Origin of the sequence: Streptomyces sp. NPDC102451 (assembly GCF_044765485.1) — a bacterium.
Classification (GTDB): Bacteria; Actinomycetota; Actinomycetes; order Streptomycetales; family Streptomycetaceae; genus Streptomyces.
This window is the reverse complement of sequence record NZ_JBIWKD010000001.1, coordinates 663,034-688,144: the sequence shown is the minus strand read 5'-3', so window position 1 is coordinate 688,144 and position 25,111 is coordinate 663,034. Positions and strand designations below refer to the sequence as shown.

Sequence of the window (25,111 nt, the reverse complement as noted above, 5' to 3'; positions counted from 1 at the left end):
TCGACGGCGGGGGACGAGCCGGGCCCGGGGGCGCCCGTCAGGACGGGCGCCCCCGGGTGGGGTGTCGCGGGAGGAGAGGGGTCAGAGGGTCGCCGCGGCCGAGGCGATGTCGGCGGCGAACGTCGAGACCTGCGTGTAGACGCCGGGGTAGCCGGCCCGTGCGCAGCCCTCGCCCCAGCTGACGATGCCGACCTGGATCCAGGCTCCGGCGTTGTCCTTACGGAACATGGGGCCGCCGGAGTCACCCTGGCAGGTGTCCGTGCCGCCGGTGCTGACGTATCCGGCGCAGATCTCCTGGCTGGGCACGAGGTCGCTGCCGTAGGCCTGCTGGCAGGTGGCGTCGGAGACGAAGGGGACGGTGGCCTTGAGGAGGTAGCGCTGCTGGCCGCCGCCCTCGGTCGCGGCACCCCAGCCGGCGATGGTGAAGGTGCCGGAGTCGTAGGCGGTGGTGGTGGCGATCTTCAGCGTGGGCTGGTTGATGGGCTGGGCGAGCTTGATCAGTGCCCAGTCCTTGCCGACGCCGTTGTAGCCGGGTGCCTGGAGGACCTTGGTGGAGCGGACCTTGACGGCGGAGGACGACTGGAGGTCGACGGTTCCGGCGGTGGCGGTGATGGAGGTGTTGTTGCCGGACCCGTCGACGCAGTGGGCGGCAGTGAGCACGACGGTCGAACTGTAGAGGGCGCCGCCGCAGCCCATGGAGAGCCGGACCATGAAGGGGAACTCGCCCTGGGCGGCGCGGGTTCCGCCGACGACGGGTGCGGGGGCGGCGGAGGCGTTCGACGGCTGGAGGCTGAGGGTGGCGAGGGCCACCGCGGCTATGACGGAACATCTCTTGAGGGTGCGCAGGAGCTGCTTCACGGGAGTGCCCGCTTTCGTGTGGGGGGTGATGGTGGGGGGTGCTGTGTGCAGGCGTGCGGGCGTGCGTGTCCTGGTCAGGGGCACGGACCACGCATTTCTCGCCATGCCCGCGACAAGAACGATCCGATTATCGGGAAGCGATCACCGCTGTCACAAGGCAGGGGTTTCGGCCAAGATCATCTGTGGTCCCCCGGCCGGAATCCGGCGGACCGGCCTAGAGTGAAGGTCCGTTGAGCGCCATTGATGGGGGTTCGGTCGTGAGCGACGGCAGTAACGGCAGCGGCGGCGGTCCGGTCGTCCACGGGTTCCCGCACCTCGACGCCGTCCGGTCCGCGATCACCGCGCTCTACCGGCGGGTCTCCCCCGACGGTGTGCACGCCTACGCCACGAGCCTCGCCCCGGCCGACGCCGCCTTCTCCGACATGGACGACCTGTATCTCGGGGCGCAGCGGGTGGCCGGCGCGCTGGTGCAGCACCTGCGGCTGCCGCAGGCCCGCATCGTTGTCGGCTTCCGGCGGATGGAACACGCCGCGAGCGTCGAACTCACCGCCGGGCCGGAGTACTTCATCGAGCTCAACGACCGGTTCCGTACGCACCGCAGGGACATCGGCGCCGCGCTGGCGCACGAGATCACCCATGTGCTGCTGCACCGCCTGGGCCTGGAGCTCCCCGGCACCCGCGACAACGAGATCCTCACGGACACGGTGACGGCCTACCTCGGCGCGGGCTGGCTGCTGCTGGACGCGTTCCGTCAGGACGCGGTCTCCAGCCAGAAGCTCGGTTATCTCACGCCCGAGGAGTTCGGGTACGTACTCGCCAAGCGTGCGCTGGTGTTCGGCGAGGACCCCTCGGTGTGGTTCACCAGTCCCCAGGCGTACACGGCGTACACCAAGGGGCGCGCGGAGGCGCTGCGCGATCTGCACCGGCCGCCGCTGACGGCCGCGGGGTGGGCGGGCAGACGGCGTTACGCCAAGGACCGCCGTGACGCCGGGGACCACCCGGGCGGCGCCTCCGACCCGTCCGTCCCGTACTCCTTCGAGGGCGGAGCGGACGGGCTGCGGGTCTCCTTCGCCTGCCCCACCTGCCACCAGCGCGTCCGGGTCCCGGTCAGGGGCCGGACCCGGGCCCGCTGCGGCCTGTGCCGCACGGTCCTGGAGTGCGACACCTGAGAAACCGGCCAGGACCGGGGTGGTCGTAGGGTCGGTGTATGACGAATGGTCCGGTTGGGGGTGCGAGCAGCCTCTTCGAGGCGTTGTACGACGATGAGGACGCCGTCGTACGGGCCCTCCGCGCGGGCGCGTCCGCCGAGTCCAGCGACGGGGAGGGGACGACCGCGCTGTATCTGGCGGCCGTGCAGGATCTGCCAGGCGCGGTCCGGCTGCTCCTGGCCGCGGGCGCGGACCCGAACCGGGCGAGCGGCCCGGAGGCGGGCGATCTGCCGCTGTGCGGGGCGGCGTGCGGTGGTCACGCCGAGGTCGTCGCGGCGCTGCTGTCCGCCGGGGCCGACCCGGATCTGAGCGAGGACTTCGGGTTCACCGCGCTGCGCTGGGCGGCGGGTCTCGGTCATGCGCGGGTCGCGGAGACCCTGCTGGCGCACGGCGCCGGCCCTGACCTGCCCGGCCCACAGGGTGAGGTCCCGCTGGTGGTGGCGGCCCGGCGGGGTTCGGTGCACACGGTGCGGGCCCTGCTGAGGCACGGCGCCCGGGACCTGTCCCCCGCACTGGACGAGGCCAGGCGCATGCTCACCCTCGATGTGGAGCAGGAGCTGCGTGACGCACTGCGGCGTATGTACGGCGACGAGGGCCACGAGAGTGTGGTGCGGCGCGCACCGGTGGACGGCGGGGTGACCGTCACGGTCGAACTGCTGCGGGACGGGGAGCTGTTCGCGTCCCAGGACCTGCAGACGGGGCACGGTGCGGTCGCGACGCTCCTGGAGGGAGAGCTGGGGCTGCGGGCCCCGTTCGAGGAACTGGCCGTCCGCGCGCTGCGGGACGGGGATCCCGGGCTGGACAACTGGCGGGTGGCGGTCGGGGCGCTGTGGCTGCGCGGCGACGAGGAGACGTTCCAGGCGGCGGCCGCGTGGACGGCGGGCGAGGACCCGCTGCGGCGGAGGTTCGGCGTGGATGTGCTGGCGCGGCTCGGATTCGGCACGGGCGGCAGGCCGTTCGCCGCCCGCGCGGTTCCGCTGCTGCGGGAGCTGACCCGGACCGCCGGCCCGGAGCTCTCCGACGCCGCGGCCGGGGCGCTCGACGAGTACGAGGTCCGGCCGGGGAGCTGAGCCGGGGCGAGCCGGGCGCGGGCCGGGCCGGCCCTGGGGCGAACCGGAGAGGGGCGGTGACCGGCTGTGCCGGTCACCGCCCTTGTCGCAACGCCTCCCTGTCGCAACGCCCCCGTCGCTACGACCCGGTCGCCACGCCCTCGTCGTTACGCTGCCCGGCGGCCACGGCCGGGAGCGCTGCCGCGTCCCGTGCCACCGGCCCGGCCGGCCCCGGCGCCACGGCCGGATCCGCTCGCGCCGCCCGCACCACCGCGGGCCGCACCGCCGCCCGCACCACCGCGAGCCGCACCGCCGCCGGCGCCGCCACGCGCACCGCCGCCGCCGCCCGCACCACCGCGGGCCGCGCCACCGGCGCCGCCCTGGGCGGCTCCCGAGCCCGCGCCCGTTCCGCCGCGCCGGCCACGGCCACGGCTGCCCGAGCGGAAGGACCCGCCCGCCGCCGAACCCGCGCCGGAACCGGAACCGGAGCCGCGCGTACGCGGCTTGGGCTGCGTCGGCTGCGGCACCTCGATGACGATCGCGATCCCGGACGGCTCGCGGGCCCCCGTGATCTTGCTGAGCTCCTCGTCGCCGGACTTGATCCGGGTGGTGCGCGGCGCGATGCCCGCGTCCTGCATCAGCCGGGTCATCTCGCGCTTCTCCTCGGGAAGCACGAGGGTGACGACGCTGCCGGACTCCCCGGCGCGCGCGGTGCGCCCGCCGCGGTGGAGGTAGTCCTTGTGGTCGGTCGGCGGGTCCACGTTGACGACCAGGTCGAGGTCGTCGATGTGGATGCCCCGGGCCGCCACGTTCGTTGCGACGAGCGCGGTGACCTGGCCGTTCTTGAACTGGTCGAGCGTCCGGTTGCGCTGCGGCTGGGACCGGCCGCCGTGCAGGGCCGCGGCCCTGACCCCGCTGGCGAGGAGCCGCTTGGCGAAACGGTCGGCGGCACGCTTGGTGTCGACGAACATGATCACCCGGCCCTCGCGGGCGGCGATCCTCGTGGCGACGGCCTTCTTGTCCGTCTCGTCCAGGACGTGGAGCACGTGGTGCTCCATCGTGGTGACCGCACCCGCGGACGGGTCGACGGAGTGCACGACCGGGTCGGTGAGGAACATCTTGACGAGGCGGTCGATGTTCTTGTCGAGGGTCGCGGAGAACAGCATCCGCTGCCCGTCCGCCTCGACCTGCTTGAGCAGGGCGACGACCTGCGGCATGAAGCCCATGTCGGCCATCTGGTCGGCCTCGTCGAGGACGGTGATCGAGACCTGGTCCAGCCGGCAGTCGCCGCGCTCGATGAGGTCCTTCAGCCGGCCCGGCGTGGCGACGAGCACCTCGGCGCCCCGGCGCAGCGCGCCGGACTGCCTGCTGATCGACATGCCGCCGACGACGGTGGCGACGCGCAGGTTCACGGAGGTCGCGTACGGGGTCAGCGCGTCGGTGACCTGCTGGGCGAGCTCACGGGTGGGGACGAGCACGAGGGCCAGCGGGGCGTGCGGCTCGGAGCGTCGTCCCGCGGTGCGGGCGAGCAGCGCCAGGCCGAAGGCCAGGGTCTTGCCGGAGCCGGTGCGGCCACGGCCGAGGATGTCCCGGCCGGCCAGCGAGTTCGGCAGGGTGGCGCCCTGGATGGGGAAGGGGTCGGTGACGCCCTGTGCGGCGAGGGTCTTCAGCAGCGCGGCGGGCATGTCCAGCTCGGCGAACGCGTCGACGGCGGGCAGCGCGGGGGTCAGGGTCTCCGGCAGGGCGAACTCGCCGCCCTGGGCGGGTGCGGCCTTGCGGCGGGCCGGTGCCTTGCCGGATCCTCGGGTGTTCGCCTGCGGCCGGTCGGTGCCGCGGCCCCTTATCGGGCGGTTGCGGGTCGGACGGTCCTGGCGTTCGGAGCGGGTCATACGGAATTGCCCTCCTGGGGGATTCCTGGGGTTACTGCCGACTGCTGTGGACTGCTTGATGTGCGCCCCAGGATGCATGCACAGAGCAGATGTCCCGGTTGCGGAACCGAACCGGGAAGGGATGAGTCGGAAACAGCACAAACCGGGGCCCGCACCTTCACGGTGCGGGCCCCGGCTGCGAGGTACGCGTCCGGCAATTAGGCCGGGACGATGTTCTCCGCCTGCGGGCCCTTCTGGCCCTGCGTGACGTCGAAGGAGACCTTCTGGCCCTCCTGGAGCTCACGGAAGCCCTGGGTGGCGATGTTGGAGTAGTGGGCGAAGACGTCGGCGCCGCCGCCGTCCTGCTCGATGAAGCCGAAGCCCTTTTCCGAGTTGAACCACTTCACGGTTCCAGTAGCCATGTCATTCTCCTAAAAGAGGTGCAGTGCCGGAAATCCGCACTTTACGAATTCCAAGTCGCCGCATTGAGCCCCATCCGGAGAAAGCCGGAAAACAATAAAGCGCCTGAGGAGGGTTCCCGTCAGGCGCACATAAAGTTCATGGGTACCAAAACTGCAACTCGGCAACCGTAGCACGTTCTGTCGGCGGGCGGCAGATCACTCCGCCCCGGCGCGTCGCGAAGCCCGCCGGGGAGCGGCCCCGGAAGGGGCCCGGGCGCCCCGGCGCAGGGGGCCGGTTCACCCGGAAGTCGTACCGGCGCGGGTCCGGGCCGCGCGCCGCCCGCCGGCGGGATCCGTGGCGGGGACTACGCCGGACGGGTGTACGCCCCGGTGTCACTCCTCGCGGACGGGGCTGTCGTCGGCGCCCCTGCGCAGGGTGCGCAGCGCTCGGCCCGGGCGCCAGACCTGGACGACGAGGTCGTCGCCGTCGATGCCGGTGCGGACCACTTCCGTGGGGTCGGCGCGGAAGAGGAGGAAGGGTTCCGGCGGGGTGACCTCCTCGACGAAGCGGGCCAGCACGGCGGCGTCGGTGATCTCCACCGCCCGGCCGGAGACACGGATGTCCCCGTCGGCCATCTCCGCGTCGGGCCCCGGGTTGGCCTGGATGGCGAAGCGCGGGTCGCGCCGCAGGTCCAGGGCCTTGCGGGAGTGCGGCATCATGCCGAACCACAGGGCGTCCATCCGGAACTCCACCTCCAGGCCGGTCACCCTGGGCGAGCCGTCCGCGCGCAGGGTCGCCAGGACGTGGTGTTTGTACTGCTGGAAGCGCTTCTGCACGGTGTCGGCGAAGGCGGGTTCCGCCGTGCGGAAGTCCTGCCATGAGCTGGGTGTCACGGTCGCTGTCATGGGTGCCATGGAACCCGGTGAACAGGACACCTCCTGTCGTGTTTCGTAGCGCGTCACCGGGATGGCGGCCCCCGGCACCCAGGTGCGCCGCGCCTCATCCGGGTTCGCTATCTTGAGCGCCGCCGCCCCGGCGGCGCTCCTGACCTTGTCCACGCGTCCCCGTCCACGAATGAAGGAGCCGGCCATGGAGGCCGCCGCCACCACGTGTTACCGCCACCCGTCGCACGAGACGTACGTGCGCTGCACGCGTTGCGACCGGTACATCTGCCCCGACTGCATGCGTGAGGCGTCGGTCGGGCACCACTGCGTGGAGTGTGTGCGGGAGGGGCAGCGCTCGGTCCGGCAGGCCCGTTCGCTGTTCGGCGGTTCGGTGCCGAGGGCCGCGACGCCGGTGGTGACGTACACGCTGATGGTGCTGAACATCGTGGCGTACGTCGTCGAGGTCGTACGGTCCGGGACGGTGGACCGGTTCGGGATGCTCGGGGCGGCGCTGCTCGGGCCGGACGGCGAGCTGTACGTGTACGAGGGCTGGACCTCGCCCGGCTACGAACTGGCGGGGGTGGCCGACGGGGAGTGGTACCGGCTGCTGACGGGCGCGTTCCTGCATCTGCCGCCCGACGCGTCGTTCGGCGTGATGCACCTGGTCTTCAACATGCTCGCCCTGTGGAATCTCGGCCGGATCGTGGAGGGCCAGCTCGGCCGGGTGCGTTTCCTCGCGCTGTACCTGCTGTCCGCGGTGGGCGGTTCTGTGCTGGTGTACCTCCTCTCGCCGGAGACACCGGCGGTCGGCGCGTCGGGCGCGATCTTCGGCCTGGCGGCGTCCTTCTACGTCATCAACCGGCGTCTGGGCCGGGACATGGGACCGGTCAACCGCTTCATGGCGGGGTTCCTGCTCTGGATGGTGATCTCCGCCGTGTTCACCTCGTGGCAGGGCCACCTCGGCGGGCTGCTGACCGGTGGTCTGGTGACGTACGGGCTCGCCTACGCCCCGGCGAGACTGCGGACGTCCGCCGCGCAGCTGGCCGGCGGGGTGGTCCTGGTGGTGCTGCTGGCCGCGGTGGTCGCCGTACGGACGGCCACCCTGACGGGCGCGGTCTGAGGCGAACTCGCCGGTCCCGGGCCTGAGTCCGCTTTCTGAGATCATCGTCCCATGGTGAGAGAGGTGCCGGAGGGACGGCCGGGGTCCGGCGACACGGGGGACGAGGGGCCCGGTGAGGGCCCGCGCGGGTGGGTGCGGCGGCTCCACCCGCTGGACTGGCTCGCGGGCGGTCTGCTGGCCCTGGGGCTGCTCGCGGTGGTGACGGGGCTGCTGCCCGAGGATCCCGCCGCGGCGGAGATGCGGCGCGTCGGGCCGCTGGTGGTGTTCCTGGGCACCGTGATCGTGATGGCGGAGCTGACGGGCCGGGCGCAGGTCTTCGACATCGTGGCGGCCTGGGTGGCGCGGGCGGGGCGGGGGCGCTATCCGCTGCTGTTCGGGCTGTGCGTGACCTTCGCCTCGCTCACCACGATCACGCTGAATCTGGACACCACGGCGGTGCTGCTCACCCCGGTGATGCTGGCGCTGGCCACCCGGGTGGGGATCGCGGCGGTGCCGCTGGCGATGACGACGGTGTGGCTCGCCAACACCGCGAGTCTGCTGCTGCCGGTCTCGAACCTGACGAATCTGCTGGCGGCGGAGCGGGTGGCGCTCTCGCCGTCCGGTCTCGCCGCGGTGATGTGGCTGCCCCAGCTGGCGGCGATCGCCATGACCTCGCTCTGGCTGTGGGTCTTCTACTGGCGGCGCGGCCGGCGCGGCGCGGACCGGTACACCCCGCCGGGCGCGCCGGTGCCCCGGGACCCCGTCCTGCTGCGGATCTGCGCGGTGGCCTGCGGTGGTTTCCTGCTGGCGATCCTGCTGGCGGACGTTCCGCTGTGGGCGGCGTCGCTGACGGCGATGGTGGTGGTCGTGGTGGCGTTCGCCGTACGGCGCAGGGAGGAGCTGCGGCTGTCGCTGGTGCCGTGGCGGCTGCTGGTGCTGGTCCCGGGGATGTTCCTGGTGGTGCAGACGGTCGACGCGCACGGCCTGCACGGGCTGCTGGAGTCCGCGCTGGGCTCCGACAACGGTTTCCTGGGGATGCTTCGGTCGGCGGCGGTCGGGGCGGGGCTGTCGAACGTCCTGAACAACCTGCCGGCGTATCTGGCGGGCGAGGCGGTCGTCCCGGTGGGGAACCACGAGCAGCTGCTGGCGCTGCTGATCGGCGTCAATGTGGGCCCGTTGGTCACCCCGTGGGCGTCGTTGGCGACGCTGCTGTGGTTCGAGCGGTGCCGCTTCCACGGGACGCGGATCGCCCTGGGCCGGTTCGTCGGGACGGGGCTGGTGCTGTCGGTGACGGGCACGGCGGCCGCGGTGTGCGCGCTGGCGCTGGTGAGCTGAGGCCACCGGGGCCCGGACGCGTCGCGGCGCCCGCCCTTGTCCGGTCGGGGACGGGGGCGAGCGCCGCGTTCAGTTCCGTACGCCGTTGTACGGGACGTCTGTGTGCCGTGGTCAGACCATCAGGGAACGGTCCGTCGGGCGGATCGGGGCGTGCAGAGCACTGGTCCCGGTCAGGAAGCGGTCCACGCCGCGCGCCGCGGAGCGGCCCTCGGCGATGGCCCAGACGATGAGGGACTGGCCGCGGCCCGCGTCACCGGCGACGTAGACGCCGTCGACGTTGGTCGCGTAGTCCTCGTCGCGTGCGATGTTGCCGCGCTCGTCGAGGTCGAGGCCGAACTGCTGGACGAGGCCGTTGGCCTGGTCGGTGCCGGTGAAGCCCATGGCCAGGGTGACGAGCTGGGCGGGGATGACGCGCTCGGTGCCGGCCTTCTGCTCCAGCTTGCCGTCCTTGAACTCCACCTCGATGAGGTGCAGGGACTGGACGTTGCCGTCCTCATCGCCCTCGAAGTGGGTGGTGGAGACGGAGTAGATCCGCTCGCCGCCCTCCTCGTGCGCGGAGGTGACCTTGTAGAGCATCGGGAAGGTCGGCCAGGGCTGGTTGGCGTTACGCTCCGCGCCCGGCTGCGGCATGATCTCCAGCTGGGTGACGGAGGCCGCGCCCTGCCGGTGGGCGGTGCCGACGCAGTCGGCGCCGGTGTCGCCGCCGCCGATGACGACGACGTGCTTGCCCTCGGCGGTGATCGGGGAGACCGTGAGGTCGCCCTCCTGCACCTTGTTGGCGAGCGGGAGGTATTCCATCGCGAAGTGCACGCCGTTCAGCTCACGGCCCGGGACGGGCAGGTCGCGGGAGACGGTGGCACCGGCGGCGATGACGACCGCGTCGTAGCGGCGGCGGAGCTTGGCGGCGTCGATGTCCTTGCCGATCTCCACCTCCGTACGGAACTTGGTGCCTTCCGCGCGCATCTGCTCGATGCGGCGGTTGATGTGCGACTTCTCCATCTTGAACTCGGGGATGCCGTAGCGGAGGAGTCCTCCGATGCGGTCCGCGCGTTCGAAGACGGCGACCGTGTGGCCGGCGCGGGTCAGCTGCTGGGCGGCGGCGAGTCCCGCCGGGCCGGAGCCGATGACGGCGACGGTCTTGCCGGAGAGGCGCTCGGGCGGCTGCGGGGTGACGTCGCCGCTGTCCCACGCCTTGTCGATGATGGAGACTTCGACGTTCTTGATGGTGACGGCCGGCTGGTTGATGCCGAGGACGCACGCCGACTCGCACGGGGCGGGGCACAGGCGGCCCGTGAACTCCGGGAAGTTGTTCGTGGCGTGCAGGCGCTCGGACGCCGCCGACCAGTCCTCGCGGTAGGCGTAGTCGTTCCACTCGGGGATGAGGTTTCCGAGGGGACAGCCGTTGTGGCAGAACGGGATGCCGCAGTCCATGCAGCGGCCGGCCTGCTTGCTGATGATCGGGAGCAGCGATCCCGGAACGTAGACCTCGTTCCAGTCCTTGACGCGCTCGCCGACGGGGCGGGTCTTGGCGACCTCGCGTCCGGTGGTCAGGAAGCCCTTGGGGTCAGCCATTGGTCGCCGCCTCCATCATCTTCTCGGTGGTCTCCTGCTCGGAGAGACCGGCGAGCTCAGCGGCGTCCTTGGCGGCGAGCACTGCCTTGTAGGTGGACGGGATGATCTTGCTGAAGCGGGTGACCGCGGAGTCCCAGTCGGCCAGCAGCTTCTCGGCGACCGTGGATCCGGTCTCCTCCTGGTGGCGGCGCACGACGTCGTGCAGCCACTGCCTGTCGGTGTCGTCGAGGAGCTCGACGGCGCCGACGTTGCCGGTGTTGACGTTGTCGAGGTCGAGGTCGATGACGTACGCGATACCGCCGGACATGCCCGCGGCGAAGTTGCGTCCGGTCTCGCCGAGGACGACCGCGTGGCCGCCGGTCATGTACTCGCAGCCGTGGTCGCCCACTCCTTCCGAGACGACCGTGGCACCGGAGTTGCGGACGCAGAAGCGCTCGCCGGTCCGGCCGCGGAGGAACAGCTCGCCGCCGGTCGCACCGTAGCCGATGGTGTTGCCGGCGATGGTGGAGTACTCGGCGAGGTGGTCGGCGCCGCGGTCCGGGCGGACGATGACGCGGCCGCCGGAGAGGCCCTTGCCGACGTAGTCGTTGGCGTCGCCCTCCAGGCGGAGCGTCACACCGCGCGGTACGAACGCGCCGAAGGACTGGCCCGCGGACCCGGTGAAGGTGATGTCGATGGTGTCCTCGGGCAGGCCCGCACCGCCGAACTTCTTGGTCACCTCGTGGCCGAGCATCGTGCCGACGGTCCGGTTGATGTTGCGGATCGCGATCTGCGCGCGGACGGGCTGGGCCGCCTCGGCGCTGTCGGCGCCCAGGGCGTCGGCGGCGAGCTTGATCAGCTCGTTGTCGAGGGCCTTGGTCAGTCCGTGGTCCTGCTCGTTGATGCGGTGGCGCACCGCGCCCTCGGGCAGCTCGGGGACGTAGAAGAGGGGCTCGAGGTCGAGGCCCTGTGCCTTCCAGTGGGTGACGGCCCGCTCGGTGTCGAGGAGTTCGGCGTGGCCGACGGCCTCCTCGATGGTGCGGAAGCCGAGCTCGGCGAGGATCTCGCGGACCTCTTCGGCGATGAATTCGAAGAAGTTGACGATGTACTCGGCCTTGCCGGAGAACCGGTCGCGCAGGACGGGGTTCTGGGTGGCGATGCCGACGGGGCAGGTGTCGAGGTGGCAGACGCGCATCATGACGCAGCCGGAGACGACGAGCGGCGCGGTCGCGAAACCGAACTCCTCGGCGCCCAGCAGCGCGGCGATGACGACGTCGCGGCCGGTCTTGAGCTGGCCGTCGGTCTGGACGACGATGCGGTCGCGCAGGCCGTTGAGCAGCAGGGTCTGCTGGGTCTCGGCGAGGCCGAGCTCCCAGGGGCCGCCCGCGTGCTTGAGCGAGGTGAGCGGTGAGGCGCCGGTGCCGCCGTCGTGGCCGGAGATGAGGACGACGTCCGCGTGGGCCTTGGAGACACCCGCGGCGACCGTTCCGACGCCGACCTCGGAGACCAGCTTCACGTGGACGCGGGCCGCCGGGTTGGCGTTCTTGAGGTCGTGGATCAGCTGAGCCAGGTCCTCGATGGAATAGATGTCGTGGTGCGGCGGGGGCGAGATCAGGCCGACACCCGGGGTGGAGTGCCGGGTCTTGGCGACCCACGGGTAGACCTTGTGGCCGGGCAGCTGGCCGCCCTCGCCGGGCTTGGCGCCCTGCGCCATCTTGATCTGGATGTCGTCCGCGTTGACCAGGTACTCGCTGGTGACACCGAAGCGGCCGGAGGCGACCTGCTTGATGGACGAGCGGCGTGCCGGGTCGTAGAGACGCTCGGAGTCCTCGCCGCCCTCGCCGGTGTTGGACTTGCCGCCCAGCTGGTTCATGGCGACGGCGAGGGTCTCGTGCGCCTCCTGGGAGATGGAGCCGTACGACATGGCGCCGGTGGAGAAGCGCTTGACGATCTCGGAGGCGGGCTCGACCTCGTCGATGGAGATCGGCTCGCGGCCGTCCTTGAAGTTGAAGAGTCCGCGGAGCGTCATGAGGCGCTCGGACTGCTCGTTGACCCGGCCGGTGTACTTCTTGAAGATGTCGTACCGGCGGTTACGGGTGGCGTGCTGGAGGCGGAAGACCGTCTCCGGGTCGAACAGGTGCGGCTCGCCCTCGCGGCGCCACTGGTACTCGCCGCCGATCTCCAGCGCGCGGTGCGACGCGGAGATGCCGGAGGCGGGGTACGCCTTGGTGTGCCGGGCGGCGACCTCCTTGGCGACGACGTCGAGTCCGGCGCCGCCGATCTTGGTGGCGGTGCCGTTGAAGTACTGGGCGACGAAGGCCTCGTCGAGGCCGACGGCCTCGAAGACCTGGGCGCCTCGGTAGGAGGCGACGGTCGAGATGCCCATCTTGGACATGACCTTCAGGACGCCCTTGCCGAGGGCGTAGATCAGGTTGCGGATGGCCAGCTCGGGCTCGATGCCCTCGATGAACGTACCGGCGCGGACGAGGTCCTCGACGGACTCCATCGCGAGGTACGGGTTGACGGCGGCGGCGCCGTAGCCGATGAGCAGTGCGACGTGGTGGACCTCGCGGACGTCGCCGGCCTCGACCAGCAGGCCCACCTGGGTGCGCTGCTTGGTGCGGATGAGGTGGTGGTGGACGGCCGAGGTGAGCAGCAGCGAGGGGATCGGTGCGTGCTCGGCGTCGGAGTGCCGGTCGGACAGGACGATGAGGCGGGCGCCGTCCTCTATGGCGGCGTCGACCTCGGTGGTGATCTGCTCGATCCGGGCGGCGAGGGCGTCGCCGCCGCCGCTGACGCGGTAGAGGCCGGACAGCGTCGCGGCCTTCATTCCCGGCATGTCGCCGTCGGCGTTGATGTGTATGAGCTTGGCCAGCTCGTCGTTGTCGATCACCGGGAAGGGCAGCGTGACGCTGCGGCACGCGGCGGCGGTCGGCTCCAGGATGTTGCCCGCGGGGCCGAGCGTGGAGCGCAGTGAGGTGACGAGCTCCTCGCGGATGGCGTCCAGCGGCGGGTTGGTGACCTGGGCGAAGAGCTGGGTGAAGTAGTCGAAGAGCAGCCGGGGGCGCTCGGAGAGCGCGGCGATCGGCGAGTCGGTGCCCATGGAGCCGAGGGGCTCGCCGGCGGTGCGGGCCATCGGGGCGAGGAGGACGCGGAGCTCTTCCTCGGTGTAGCCGAAGGTCTGCTGGCGGCGGGTGACCGAGGCGTGGGTGTGGACGATGTGCTCGCGCTCGGGGAGGTCCTCGAGCTCGATCTCGCCGGTTTCCAGCCACTCCTCGTACGGGTTCTCGGCGGCCAGGGACGCCTTGATCTCGTCGTCCTCGATGATGCGGTGCTCGGCGGTGTCGACGAGGAACATCCGGCCGGGCTGGAGGCGGCCCTTGCGGACGACCTTCGCCGGGTCGATGTCCAGGACGCCGACCTCGGAGGAGAGGACGACGAGGCCGTCGTCGGTGACCCAGTAGCGGCCGGGGCGCAGACCGTTGCGGTCGAGGACCGCGCCGACCTGGACGCCGTCGGTGAAGGTGACGCAGGCCGGGCCGTCCCAGGGCTCCATCATCGTGGAGTGGTACTGGTAGAAGGCGCGGCGGGCCGGGTCCATGGAGGCGTGGTTCTCCCATGCCTCGGGGACCATCATCAGCACCGAGTGCGGCAGCGAGCGCCCGCCGAGGTGGAGCAGCTCCAGGACCTCGTCGAAGGAGGCCGAGTCGGAGGCGTCCGGGGTGCAGACGGGGAAGATCCGGTCGAGCTGCGCCTCGCCGAAGAGGCTGGAGGCGAGCTGGGACTCGCGGGCCTTCATCCAGTTGCGGTTGCCCTTGACCGTGTTGATCTCGCCGTTGTGCGCGACGAAGCGGTACGGGTGGGCGAGCGGCCAGCTCGGGAACGTGTTGGTGGAGAAGCGGGAGTGGACCAGGGCGACCGTGGTGGCGAAGCGGCGGTCGGAGAGGTCCGGGAAGAACGGCTCCAGCTGCCCGGTGGTGAGCATGCCCTTGTAGACGATCGTGCGTGCGGAGAGCGAGGGGAAGTACACCCCGGCCTCACGCTCGGCGCGCTTGCGCAGGACGAAGGCCTTGCGGTCCAGCGCGATGCCCGTGCTGCTGCCGTCGGCGACGATCAGCTGGCGGAACTCCGGCATGACGGCGCGAGCGCCGTTGCCGAGGATGTCCGGCGTGACCGGGACCTGGCGCCAGCCGAGGACGTCGAGGCCCTCTTCGGCGGCGATCTTCTCGATCTGCTTGACCGCGTCGGTGGAGTCGTCCGCGGGCAGGAAGGCGATGCCGACGGCGTAGGAGCCGGCCTCGGGGAGGTCGAACCCGGCCTCTTCGCGGAGGAAGGCGTCCGGGACCTGAAGGAGAATGCCGGCGCCGTCACCCGAGTCGGGCTCGGATCCTGTGGCGCCGCGGTGTTCGAGGTTGCGCAGTACGGTCAGCGCCTGCTCGACCAGCTCATGGCTGGCCACACCGGTCAGAGTGGCCACGAACCCGACGCCACAGGCGTCGTGCTCGTTACGGGGGTCGTACATCCCCTGCTGGACAGGGCGACCGTCCATGGGCGACCAGGCGTCGGAACGCATCGGCTCTCCCGTCGTCGTCGTGGCATGTGCTGTGCCGAGGGACGACGTTGGCCCTCTGCGAAATTTCGTGCAGGTTACATGATGGAACGCTTCTCAAAAAGCGGAAAGGCTGTTCCAACATGCGGACACCACGGAGTCGTGGTGCGGGTGGGTCATGATCGAACGGATCCTTGTGGACCACCGTCCGGGGAGACCGCAGAGAGCGGGCGTCGTTGCCCGCGAGTGTCTACGGCTCTTGCCCAGCGGTCATGGAATCGAAACCGCCGGGTAACGGCTACTTATGTGTAGCACTGCATAGCGTCTCATTTTACGGGGGCCTTACCCCATCCGCCCAGTGACGTGCGCCAAGACGTACGTCACACCAGTGCAACACCGCAGGACGCCCGTGAAATCCCGGCACGGCGGCCGGGTTCCTACGGGCACCCCCTCTCACGGGTCTCCCCCGCCGAGGCTCAGCCGACGGCCACACCGAACAGCGAGCCCAGCCCGTACGTGATCGCCGCGGCGGCTCCGCCGAGGACCAGCTGGCGCAGCCCGCTGAACCACCAGGTCCGCGCCGTCACCCGGGCCACCACCGCGCCGCAGCCGAACAGGCCGGCCAGGGCGAGCAGCACGGCGGGCCACATGACGGTGGCGCCGAGCAGGTAGGGCAGTACGGGCAGCAGGGCGCCCAGCGCGAAGGCACCGAAGGAGGACAGGGCCGCGACGAGGGGCGAGGGCAGGTCGCCCGGGTCGATGCCCAGCTCCTCGCGGGCGTGTATCTCCAGGGCCTGCTCCGGGTCCCTGGACAGCTGGCGCGCGACCTCCTGGGCGAGGGCGGGCTCGACCCCCCGGGACTCGTAGAGCGCGGCGAGCTCGCGCATCTCGTCCTTGGGGTGTTTACGCAGCTCACGACGCTCGACGGCGAGCTCGGCCTCGACCAGCTCGCGCTGCGAGGCGACGGAGGTGTACTCCCCCGCGGCCATCGAGAACGCTCCTGCGGCGAGTCCGGCCAGGCCGGTGATGACGATGGTCTGCTGGGAGACCGCCCCTCCGGCCACGCCCGTCATCAGGGCGAGGTTGGAGACGAGACCGTCCATGGCGCCGAACACCGCGGGGCGCAGCCAGCCGCCGTTGACGTCACGGTGGGTGTGGTTGTCGCGGTGGGCCTCGTGCAGTACGGCGTCGGTCTCGATGATGGACACAGCTCTCCCCTTTTCCGGGAGCGGCCCCGAATCCTCCTCCGCCCCGCACGGTCGAAAGTACGCACGAAAAAGGCCTCCCGCCAGCAAGGAAGGCCGAACTTACCTACCGCGAGAGCGTCACCCGGGCGGCCGATTTGTACTAAATACGAGCCTCTCTTCTCCCCGATCGGGGAAACCTCGCATATCCGGTTGTTCCGGGTGCGAGCGAAGGGTCGGCGCGATGGAGCTCATGGCGGACGGTGGCGCGGCGACGGACACGGGTGACCGGGCGCGGGGGGCGCTGCTGGGGCTTGCGGTGGGGGACGCGCTCGGCGCACCGGCGGAGAACCTGCGCCCGTCCGAGATCCGCCGCCGCTGGGGCCGTATCGAGGGCTTCGTCAGTGACGATCCGGCGGGCACCGACGACACCGAGTACGCGATCTTCTCGGGGCTGCTGCTGGCCAGGCACGGCTCGGCACTCACCGTCTCGCATGTCGAACGGGCCTGGCACCACTGGATCGCCGATCTGGACGAGGGTCCCTTCCGGGGCGCCGGGTTCAGCGAGCGCGGGACGCTGGAGAATCTGCGGCGCGGTCTGGCCGCCCCGATCTCGGCGCAGCACCGGCACGCCTGGAGCGACGGTCTCGCGATGCGGGCGGCGCCGTTCGGGGTGTTCGCGGCGGGGCGCCCGGACGAGGCCGCCCGTCTGGTGGCGGTGGACGGCCGGGTCAGCCATGACGGGGAGGGCATCTACGGCGGTCAGGCGGTCGCGGCGGGTGTGGCGGCCGCGATGGTGGGGGCGGGGCTCGCCTCGGTGATCGCCGCCGCGCTCTCGGTCGTGCCGATGGACTCCTGGACGGCCCGCTCGCTGCGCCGCGCGGTCACGGCCGCGCAGCGCTCGCACCCGGACCGGCTGGCCACCGAACGTGCGGTGCGGTCCGCGGTGGTGATCGGCGGCTACCCGTGGACGGACCTGGCGCCGGAGGCGGTGGGCCTGGCCTTCGGCGCGCTGACCGCGGCGCGCGGTGACTTCCGTACGGCGGTGCTGACGGCAGTGAACATGGGCCGGGACGCCGACACCACGGCCGCCGTGGCGGGGGCGCTGGCCGGTGCCCTGCACGGGGCGTCGGCGATCCCCCGGGACTGGGCGGCGGCGATCGGCCCGGTGCGGGGCAGCTGTCTGCCGTCGATGCGGGGCTATCACGTGCTGGACATCGCGGAGCTGCTGACCCCGGACGAGGGCGAGGACCCGCCGGGGGCGCCGGCCGCCGCGGCCTCCGGTGTCCGGCAGGACGTCCGGTGACCGCCGACCGCCGCCCCGCGACGGGCACGCCCACGGCGCCGGCGGAGTCCGCCCCGCACCTGGCCATCCGGATCACCTCGGAGCCGGCCGACGGCGGTGGCCGCGGCGCACCGGGCCGGCGGGCCAGGATCGAGGGGCTGCTGCTCGGGCTGGCCGCCGGTGACGCCGCAGGGTGGCCGGCGGCCCGGCACCGGGCGGCGCGGATGCCGGAGTGGACGCGGCGGCTCACCCGGGAGCTGGACACCTTCGCCGAGCAGAACGCGACGACGACGCTTCCCGTGCCCATCGCCCTGAACCAGCCGCCGGAACCGCTGCGGCTCGGCCCGTCCGACGACGCGGAGTGGGCCGCGTTCGCCGCCCGGACCGTGCTGGCCGCCGCGGCCGACCACGCGCCGGACCTCTCCCCCGGCCACCGGATGCGGGACGCGGTCGACCGGTCGTGGAATGCGCTGGCGGCGAAGGTGGCCGCCGCGAGCGCCCGGGCGCCGGAGGTCGAGTCGGCCGTCCTTCCGCTGCGGGCGCGGATCTCCGTACGGGCCGGGCTCGGCAATCTGGCCGCCGGGCTGCGCCCGCCGGCCACCGGGCACGACAATCCGCACTACTTCGACGACGCGGCCTGTGTGCGGGCCGCCGTGCTCGCGGTCGTCCACCCGGGCGATCCGGCGGCGGCGGCCGGGCTCGCCGAGTTCGACGCCCGGTACACCCAGGACGGTGACGGGGTGCACGGGGCGCGGGCCGTCGCCGCCGCGATCGCCGAGGCCCTCGCCGGGGCGGACGTCGACACGGTGGTGAACGCGGCGCTCGACCAGCTCCCGGACGGTACGGAGATCGCCCGCAACGCCGTCCACGCCGTGCGGCTCGCCCGGGAGTTCGCGGACGAGGCGGCGGGCGCCTTCGCGCTGGTCCCCGTGCTGGAGCATCAGATCGTGGACCACGTCTACAGCTACGGGATCGCCGCCGCGGAGACCGTGCCGGTCGCCCTCGCCCTGACGACCGCCGCCCGCGGCGAGTTCGCCCAGGCCGTCCCCGCTGCGGCCTGTCTCTCCCGGGTCGCCGATTCGGCGCCCGCGCTCGCCGGGGCCCTGACCGGGGCGCTGGGCGGGACGGCGACCGTGCCCGAGGGCTGGCGGGAGGCCTGCCGGACGCTGGCCGGGTGCGCGCTGCCCCTGTTCGCCGGTACGGACCTCATCGAACTCGCCGGGCTGCTGGCAGCCACGGAACCGGCCGCCCCGGGTGGACAATTCCGGCATGGCACACAAAACATCCGCACCGCTCGCGGCCGGCACGACCGCCACGACGCTCACCCTGGATGAACGCATCACCGGAGCCCTCGTCGGCGCGGCCGTGGGGGACGCGCTCGGCGGACCCGTCGAGGGCTGGACACCCGAGCAGATCGCCGAGCGTCACGGCGGCCGGGTGACCGGGATCGTCGGTCCCTGGTACGGCGACGACTGGCGCACCGCACGCCCCATCGCCCCGTACCACAAGGGCGACGGGCACGTCACCGACGACACCCTGATGACCCATGCGCTGGTCCGGGTGTACGGGACGGTGCGCGGCCATCTCGACGCGTACGCCGTCGCCGACCACCTCGTGCCGGACCTGATGTCACGGCCACGCTGGATCCCGGAGCTGGAGGCCGAGGCGCTCCCCCTGCAGCGGATCTTCCTCGCCGAGAAGTGGATCGTCGCCCGGCTCCACTACGGGCACGTCGACCCCCGCGAGGCGGGCACGGGGAACATCGTCAACTGCGGGGCGGCGATGTACACGGCCCCGGTCGGCCTGGTGAACGCGGCCCATCCGGAGGCCGCCTACGCGGAGGCGCTGGACGTCGCGGGCGCCCACCAGTCCTCGTACGGACGTGAGGCGGCCGGGGTCCTGGCCGGCTGTGTCGCCGCCGCCTGCGCGCCGGGCGCGACCCCCGCCTCCGTCGTGGAGACGGCGCTGGCCCTGGCCAAGGACGGCACCCGGTCGGCGATCGAGTCGGTGTGCGAAGTGGCGTCCCGGCACACGGACTTCGAGTCGGCGCTGGTGCCGCTGCGGGCGGCCGTCGCCCCCTTCGACACGGTGGGTCCGCACTACCGGGACCCCTCGCTCGGCGCCCGGCGGCCCTCCCGGCTGCACTCCATCGAGGAGCTGCCGGTCGCGCTCGGCATGCTGCTCGTCGGCGAGGGCGACTACCGGCGCACGGTGCTCGGCTCGGTCAACTACGGCCGTGACTGCGACTCGATCGCCACGATGAGCGGCGCGCTCTCGGGGGCGCTCCACGGTGAGCAGGCGATCCCGGAGACCTGGGTGAAGACGGTCGCCGAGGCCAGCCGCCTCGATCTGCACGCCCCGGCCCGGGAGCTCGCGGAGGTGGCCCGCGAGATCTTCGTACGGGACACGGAGAGGCGCCGCGCGCACGAGGCCGCGTTCGCCGTACTGACGGGCGACGGCCGGTGACCGTACGCCTGACATGGGTCCAGCCCGAGGACCTGGTGGGCCACGAGCTGCGGCAGGCCGCGCAGGACGGCCGGGACACAGCGGACGTCGCACAGCACTGGTACGCGGCGGGCGGAGCCCCGGCCCCGGAGCGCGCGGGGGCTTCGGAGTCCCCCGCGCCACGCCGGCTGCGTGCTCTGGCCGAGCGGTTGCTGGACGAACTCGCCGAGCGGGAGAGCCCCCTGGCCGGCGACGAACCGAGCGACCTGCCCGCGATCCGGGCCGCCTGCCCCCGCTGGCCCGCCGCCCGCACCCGCCCCGTCTCCTTCGGGCCCGACCGTCTGCACGCGGCCTGGCTGGGCAGGGCGGCCGGCTGTCTGCTGGGCAAGCCGGTGGAGAAGCTGCCGCTGGCCGGCATCCGTGCCCTGGCCCGCGCCACCGGCAACTGGCCGCTCAGCACCTGGTTCACCGCCAGGGGGGTGCCCGCCCAACTGGCTGCCGCCCACCCGTGGAACCGCCGCTCGGCGCCCACTTCCCTCGCCGAGAACATCGACGGGATGCCGGAGGACGACGACCTCAACCACCCCTTGCTGACCGTGCTGTTGCTCCAGCGGCACGGCCCCGGGTTCAGTACGTCCGACCTCGCCCGGCTGTGGCTCGACGAGCTCCCGGCGGGCCGGGTCTTCACCGCCGAGCGCATCGCGTACCGCAATCTGCTCGACGGCATCGAACCGCCGGACACCGCACGCCACCGCAACCCGTTCCGGGAGTGGATCGGCGCCCAGATCCGGGCCGACGTGCACGGCTGGACCCACCCCGGAGACCCGGGTGCCGCCGCGGAACAGGCCCACCGGGACGCGGTCCTCACCCACACGGCCAACGGGGTGTACGGGGCGATGTTCACCGCCGCCGCCCTCGCCGAGGCCGTCGGCGGCGAGACGGATGTGCACGGCTGTCTGGCGGCCGGGCTGCGGGTCGTGCCGCCGCGGTCCCGGTACGCGCAGGCGGTGCGCCTCGGCATCACGACCGCCCGGGCCGAGCAGGACTTCGACACGGTCGTGGACCGGCTCCACGAGGCGTACGGGTCCACCCACCACTGGGTGCACGTCCTGCCCAACGCGGCGCTGCTCGCCGCCGCCCTCACCCACGCGGACGGCGACTTCGGCCGCTCCATCTGCCGCGCGGTGTCCGGCGGCTGGGACACCGACTCGAACGGCGCGACGGCCGGATCGCTCGCGGGGCTGCTCGCCGGGCGGCCCGCCGCGCTCCCCGACCGGTGGACCGCCCCGCTCAAGAACCGCCTCGCCACGTCCGTGACCGGCTTCGGCGCCATCGGCTTCGACACCCTCGCGGAACTGACCTATCAGGAGGTACGCCGCCCATGACAGCGATCGCGGTGCTCGGCAGCACCAACATGGACCTGGTCGCCTACGTCGCCCGGGCACCCGGGCGCGGGGAGACCGTCACCGGACGGGAGTTCAGGACCGTCCCCGGCGGCAAGGGGGCCAACCAGGCCGTCGCCGCGGCCCGCGCGGGAGGCGAGGTGGTGATGATCGGCGCGGTCGGGACCGACGAGTACGGCTCCTCGCTCCGGACGAATCTGGTCCACGCCGGCGTCGACACCGAACTGCTGCACACCGTCGCGGGGCCCAGCGGCACCGCGCACATCGTCGTCGACGACGAGGGGTCCAACGCGATCGTGGTGATCCCGGGCGCGAACGGGACCGTGACCGCGCTCGGCCCGGGCGGGAGCGCCGCCATCGCCGCGGCCGGCCTGCTGCTCCTCCAGCTGGAGCTCCCGCTCTCCGTCGTGGCGGAGGGGGCGCGGACCGCCAAGGCCCGGGGCGTACGGACGATCCTCACCCCATCCCCCGTACAGCCGCTGCCGGCCGGCCTCCTGGACGACATCGACCTGCTGGTCCCCAACGAGCACGAGGCCGCCGCGCTGACCGGGTGCGTGGACCCGCACGGCGCGGCCCAGATCCTGCTCCGGCAGGTCCCCGAGGTCGTGATCACGCTCGGCCGTAAGGGCTGCCTGTACGCGGCCCGGGGCGGCGAGCAGGTCCTCTTCCCGGCCCCCGAGGTCACCGCCGTCGACACGACCGGTGCCGGGGACACCTTCGTCGGCACGCTCGCCGTGGCGCTCGGCGAGGGCCGGTCCGTGCCTGCGGCGCTGGCCTGGGCGTCGTCCGCCGCGGCGCTCTGTGTGCAGAGACCCGGGGCGTCGACGTCCATGCCCTACCGCAGCGAGATCGGTGCCGTATGAGTACGCCGGCCGGTCCCCTCGCGGGACTGCGGGTCCTGGACCTCGCCACGCTCTTCGCCGGGCCGCTCGCGGCCACCATGCTCGGGGACTTCGGGGCCGAGGTCATCAAGGTCGAGCACCCCCGCAAGCCCGACCCCTCGCGCGGCCACGGGCCCGCGAAGGACGGGATCGGCCTGTGGTGGAAACTGCTCGGCCGCAACAAGCGCACGCTGACCCTCGACCTGTCCGCCCCGGGCGGCCGGGACGTGCTGCTGCGGCTGGCCGCGGGGACGGACGTGATCGTCGAGAACTTCCGGCCCGGGACCCTGGAGCGCTGGGGGCTGGGCTGGGAGGAGCTGCGCGCCGTCAACCCCCGGCTGGTGCTGGCCAGGGTCACCGGCTTCGGGCAGAAGGGCCCGTACGCGCACCGGCCCGGCTTCGGCACGCTCGCCGAGGCGATGAGCGGCTTCGCCGCCGTCACCGGCGAACCGGACGGGCCGCCGACCCTGCCGCCGTTCGGGCTCGCCGACTCGATCGCGGCGCTCGCCACGGCGTACGCGGTGATGACGGCCCTGGCCGGCCGTGACCGTACCGGGGGCGGGCAGGTGGTCGACATGGCGATCATCGAGCCGATCCTCACCGTGCTGGGACCGCAGCCGCTCTGGTACGACCAGCTCGGATACGTACAGCCGCGGACCGGGAACCGCTCCCGCAACAACGCCCCGCGCAACACCTACCGCACCGCCGACGGCCACTGGGTCGCCGTCTCGACCTCCGCGCAGTCGGTCGCGGAACGCGTGATGCGTCTGGTGGGGCGCCCGGAGCTGATCGAGGAGCCGTGGTTCTCCGCCGGGAGCACCCGCGCCGAGCACGCCGACGAACTCGACGAGGCGGTGGGCCACTGGATCGCCCGGCGCACCAGGGAGGAGGCGGTGGACGCGTTCGAGAAGGCCGAGGCGGCGATCGCGCCCATCCAGGACGTACGGGATGTGATGGAGGACCCCCAGTACCGGGCGCTGGGCTCGATCGCCGAGGTCGAGGACCCCGAGCTGGGGACGCTGCGGATGCAGAACGTGCTGTTCCGGCTCTCGGAGACACCGGGGGCGATCCGCTGGGCGGGCCGGCCCCACGGGGCGGACACGGACGAGATCCTGGCGGAGCTCGGCCTCTCCGCCCCGGCCGTCGCGGCGCTCCGGGACGAGGGGGCGCTGTGAGCGGCCCGGCGGTGGCGCTGACCTGGCTGTACGTCCCCGGGGACCGGCCCGAGGTGGTCCGCAAGGCGCTCGGCTCGGGCGCGGACGTGGTGATCGTCGACCTGGAGGACGCGGTCGCGCCGGACCGCAAGGAGTACGCGCGGTCGGCGACGGCGGAGCTGCTCTCGGACCCGGTCACGGCGGACCCGCTGGCGGTGCCGGTCCATGTCCGGGTCCACGGCGAGGACGACGTGAAGGCGCTGGCGGGGCTGCCGGGGCTGTCCGGGATGCGGCTTCCCAAGATCACCCATGCGGCGTCCGTGCACCATGTGGAGGCGCTGGCGCCGGGTGTGCCGCTGTATCCGCTGCTGGAGTCGGCGCTGGCGATCGAGCACGCGTACTCGATCGCCGGGGCGCATCACGCCGTACGGGGGATCGCCCTGGGCGAGGCGGATCTCCGGGCGGATCTGGGGGTGCGGGACGACGCCGGTCTCGACTGGCCGCGCAGCCGTGTGGTGATCGCCGCCCGGGCGGCCGGGCTCGACCCGCCGGTGATGTCGGTCTACCCCGATGTCCGGGACCTGTCCGGGCTGCGGGCGTCCTGTGCGCACGGGAGGGATCTCGGCCTGCTCGGGCGGGCGGCGATCCACCCCCGGCAGCTGCCGGTCATCGAGCGGGCGTTCCGGCCCACGGCACGCGAGGTCGAGTCGGCGGAGCAGATCCTGGAGGCGTCCAGGGTGCAGGCGGGGGCGCAGGCCCTTCCGGACGGGAGGTTCGTCGACGCGGCGGTGGTGGCGAGCGCGGAGCGCACGCTCTCGTTGGCGCGCTCGCGCCGCTGATCCCCGTGGACAGGAGAAGGGGCCGCCGGACCGTCACGGTCCGGCGGCCCCTTCTCCGCGTGTGCGGGGAGCGTCAGCTCCGGTCGGCCTTCTGCGGGGCCTCGTCCCCCTCGGGCGCCTGCGCCTCGGGGTCACCGGCCGCCTCGGGCTCACCGGCCGCCTCGGAGGCGGTCTCTTCCGCGGGGTCGGCGTCGTCGGCGGTCTTCTCGCCGTCCTTGGCCAGGTCCACCGGGGCGGGCTCGACGATCTCCTCGCGCCCGGGGCGTACCTTCGCCGAGATCACGATGTACGTCACGGCGAGCACGAACACGATGATCGCGGTCCACACGTTGAGCCGGAGGCCCAGCACGTGGTGCGCCTCGTCGACGCGCATGTACTCGATCCAGCCGCGGCCCGCGCAGTACGCCGCGACGTACAGCGCGAAGGCCCGGCCGTGTCCGAGCTTGAAGCGGCGGTCCGCCCAGATGACCAGGAGCGCGACGCCGATGCACCACAGGGACTCGTACAGGAACGTCGGGTGGTAGGTGCCCGCGACCCGGTTGGTGCCCTCGCTGATCTTCAGCGCCCAGGGCACGTCCGTCGGCTTGCCGTACAGCTCCTGGTTGAACCAGTTGCCCCAGCGGCCGATGGCCTGGGCGACGGCGATGCCGGGGGCCAGCGCGTCGGCCCAGGCGGGGAGCGGGATCCCGCGGCGGCGGCAGCCGATCCAGGCGCCGACGGCGCCGAGGGCGATCGCGCCCCAGATGCCGAGGCCGCCCTCCCAGATCTTGAAGGCGTCCACCCAGTCCTGACCGTCGCTGAAGTACAGCTGGTAGTCGGTGATGACGTGGTAGAGCCTGCCGCCGACCAGGCCGAAGGGCACGGCCCAGACGGCGATGTCGGCGACGGTGCCGGCTCTGCCGCCCCTGGCGATCCAGCGCTTGTTGCCGAGCCAGACGGCGACGAAGACACCGATGATGATGCAGAACGCGTAGCCGCGGAGCGGGATCGGGCCGAGCTCGATCACGCCGGTCGACGGGCTGGGAATGAAGGCAAGGTTCATGACGGGGTCGACGCTACCTTGCCTGACGGGACGTACGGCAAGCCGTCCGGCAACTTCTGGGTAACGGGGCCCCGG

At 72.5% G+C, this 25,111-nt stretch carries 19 protein-coding genes; 11 read left to right on the top strand and 8 right to left on the bottom strand.

Annotated elements, in window-relative coordinates; genetic code table 11:
* Positions 1 to 81: 81 nt before the first annotated feature.
* On the bottom strand, positions 82 to 858 hold the full coding sequence (locus ACIRD8_RS03255; protein WP_403985416.1) for a S1 family peptidase: 777 nt from the start codon (positions 856 to 858) through the stop codon (positions 82 to 84).
* Between the two features lie 257 nt (positions 859 to 1,115).
* Between ACIRD8_RS03255 and ACIRD8_RS03250 the strand changes: the two genes are divergently transcribed.
* A complete protein-coding gene (locus tag ACIRD8_RS03250) occupies positions 1,116 to 2,027 on the top strand; it encodes a hypothetical protein (RefSeq protein WP_403985414.1) in 912 nt (303 codons plus the stop codon).
* 38 nt (positions 2,028 to 2,065) lie between these two features.
* A complete protein-coding gene (locus ACIRD8_RS03245; protein ID WP_403985412.1) occupies positions 2,066 to 3,136 on the top strand; it encodes an ankyrin repeat domain-containing protein in 1,071 nt (356 codons plus the stop codon).
* Between the two features lie 146 nt (positions 3,137 to 3,282).
* Here the strand turns inward: ACIRD8_RS03245 and ACIRD8_RS03240 are convergent, their stop codons facing one another.
* The 3 genes from ACIRD8_RS03240 to ACIRD8_RS03230 form a co-directional block, all read right to left on the bottom strand.
* Positions 3,283 to 5,004 carry a DEAD/DEAH box helicase gene (locus ACIRD8_RS03240; protein WP_403985410.1) on the bottom strand — a complete coding sequence of 574 codons (1,722 nt, stop codon included), beginning with the start codon at positions 5,002 to 5,004 and terminating at the stop codon, positions 3,283 to 3,285.
* A gap of 197 nt (positions 5,005 to 5,201) precedes the next feature.
* The gene (locus ACIRD8_RS03235) at positions 5,202 to 5,405 is read right to left on the bottom strand and encodes a cold-shock protein (protein ID WP_015607926.1); all 204 of its coding nucleotides are present in this window, start codon (positions 5,403 to 5,405) and stop codon (positions 5,202 to 5,204) included.
* 372 nt (positions 5,406 to 5,777) lie between these two features.
* The gene (locus tag ACIRD8_RS03230; RefSeq protein ID WP_403985641.1) at positions 5,778 to 6,299 is read right to left on the bottom strand and encodes a pyridoxamine 5'-phosphate oxidase family protein; all 522 of its coding nucleotides are present in this window, start codon (positions 6,297 to 6,299) and stop codon (positions 5,778 to 5,780) included.
* A gap of 175 nt (positions 6,300 to 6,474) precedes the next feature.
* On the opposite strand from ACIRD8_RS03230, the gene ACIRD8_RS03225 reads away from it, so the two are divergent.
* Both ACIRD8_RS03225 and ACIRD8_RS03220 read left to right on the top strand, forming a co-directional pair.
* Positions 6,475 to 7,389 carry a rhomboid family intramembrane serine protease gene (locus tag ACIRD8_RS03225; RefSeq protein WP_403985408.1) on the top strand — a complete coding sequence of 305 codons (915 nt, stop codon included), beginning with the start codon at positions 6,475 to 6,477 and terminating at the stop codon, positions 7,387 to 7,389.
* Positions 7,390 to 7,440: 51 nt separating this feature from the next.
* Positions 7,441 to 8,703: an SLC13 family permease gene (locus tag ACIRD8_RS03220; protein ID WP_403985406.1), complete on the top strand. Its 1,263-nt coding sequence runs from the start codon at positions 7,441 to 7,443 to the stop codon at positions 8,701 to 8,703.
* A gap of 111 nt (positions 8,704 to 8,814) precedes the next feature.
* On the opposite strand, the gene ACIRD8_RS03215 is transcribed toward ACIRD8_RS03220, so the two are convergent.
* From ACIRD8_RS03215 to ACIRD8_RS03205, 3 genes are all read right to left on the bottom strand, one after another.
* Positions 8,815 to 10,275 (bottom strand): glutamate synthase subunit beta, encoded by a 1,461-nt coding sequence (locus ACIRD8_RS03215; protein WP_403985404.1) that lies wholly within the window; start codon positions 10,273 to 10,275, stop codon positions 8,815 to 8,817.
* Positions 10,268 to 14,827, bottom strand: a complete 4,560-nt coding sequence (gene gltB / locus ACIRD8_RS03210; RefSeq protein ID WP_403985402.1) for a glutamate synthase large subunit — start codon at positions 14,825 to 14,827, stop codon at positions 10,268 to 10,270. The genes ACIRD8_RS03215 and gltB overlap by 8 nt, the downstream gene beginning before the upstream one ends.
* A 452-nt stretch (positions 14,828 to 15,279) precedes the next feature.
* Complete coding sequence (locus tag ACIRD8_RS03205; RefSeq protein ID WP_099176186.1) at positions 15,280 to 16,011, bottom strand: VIT1/CCC1 transporter family protein; 732 nt, start codon at positions 16,009 to 16,011, stop codon at positions 15,280 to 15,282.
* Positions 16,012 to 16,231: 220 nt separating this feature from the next.
* Between ACIRD8_RS03205 and ACIRD8_RS03200 the strand changes: the two genes are divergently transcribed.
* Genes ACIRD8_RS03200 through ACIRD8_RS03170 form a run of 7 tightly spaced genes read left to right on the top strand, consistent with a single transcriptional unit; the run spans position 16,232 to position 23,994 of the window.
* On the top strand, positions 16,232 to 17,293 hold the full coding sequence (locus ACIRD8_RS03200) for an ADP-ribosylglycohydrolase family protein (protein ID WP_403985400.1): 1,062 nt from the start codon (positions 16,232 to 16,234) through the stop codon (positions 17,291 to 17,293).
* Positions 17,290 to 18,606 (top strand): ADP-ribosylglycohydrolase family protein, encoded by a 1,317-nt coding sequence (locus ACIRD8_RS03195; protein ID WP_403985398.1) that lies wholly within the window; start codon positions 17,290 to 17,292, stop codon positions 18,604 to 18,606. The genes ACIRD8_RS03200 and ACIRD8_RS03195 overlap by 4 nt, the downstream gene beginning before the upstream one ends.
* A complete protein-coding gene (locus ACIRD8_RS03190; RefSeq protein WP_403985396.1) occupies positions 18,542 to 19,738 on the top strand; it encodes an ADP-ribosylglycohydrolase family protein in 1,197 nt (398 codons plus the stop codon). The genes ACIRD8_RS03195 and ACIRD8_RS03190 overlap by 65 nt, the downstream gene beginning before the upstream one ends.
* The gene (locus tag ACIRD8_RS03185; protein ID WP_403985394.1) at positions 19,735 to 21,102 is read left to right on the top strand and encodes an ADP-ribosylglycohydrolase family protein; all 1,368 of its coding nucleotides are present in this window, start codon (positions 19,735 to 19,737) and stop codon (positions 21,100 to 21,102) included. The genes ACIRD8_RS03190 and ACIRD8_RS03185 overlap by 4 nt, the downstream gene beginning before the upstream one ends.
* Positions 21,099 to 21,983: a ribokinase gene (gene rbsK, locus ACIRD8_RS03180; RefSeq protein ID WP_403985392.1), complete on the top strand. Its 885-nt coding sequence runs from the start codon at positions 21,099 to 21,101 to the stop codon at positions 21,981 to 21,983. The genes ACIRD8_RS03185 and rbsK overlap by 4 nt, the downstream gene beginning before the upstream one ends.
* The gene (locus tag ACIRD8_RS03175; RefSeq protein ID WP_403985390.1) at positions 21,980 to 23,176 is read left to right on the top strand and encodes a CaiB/BaiF CoA transferase family protein; all 1,197 of its coding nucleotides are present in this window, start codon (positions 21,980 to 21,982) and stop codon (positions 23,174 to 23,176) included. The genes rbsK and ACIRD8_RS03175 overlap by 4 nt, the downstream gene beginning before the upstream one ends.
* Positions 23,173 to 23,994: an HpcH/HpaI aldolase/citrate lyase family protein gene (locus ACIRD8_RS03170; protein ID WP_403985388.1), complete on the top strand. Its 822-nt coding sequence runs from the start codon at positions 23,173 to 23,175 to the stop codon at positions 23,992 to 23,994. The genes ACIRD8_RS03175 and ACIRD8_RS03170 overlap by 4 nt, the downstream gene beginning before the upstream one ends.
* Before the next feature lie 73 nt (positions 23,995 to 24,067).
* Here ACIRD8_RS03170 and lgt read toward each other — a convergent pair whose 3' ends face one another.
* Positions 24,068 to 25,036, bottom strand: coding sequence for a prolipoprotein diacylglyceryl transferase (lgt, locus tag ACIRD8_RS03165; RefSeq protein WP_403985386.1), 969 nt, complete (start codon positions 25,034 to 25,036; stop codon positions 24,068 to 24,070).
* Between the last annotated feature and the right edge of the window lie 75 nt (positions 25,037 to 25,111).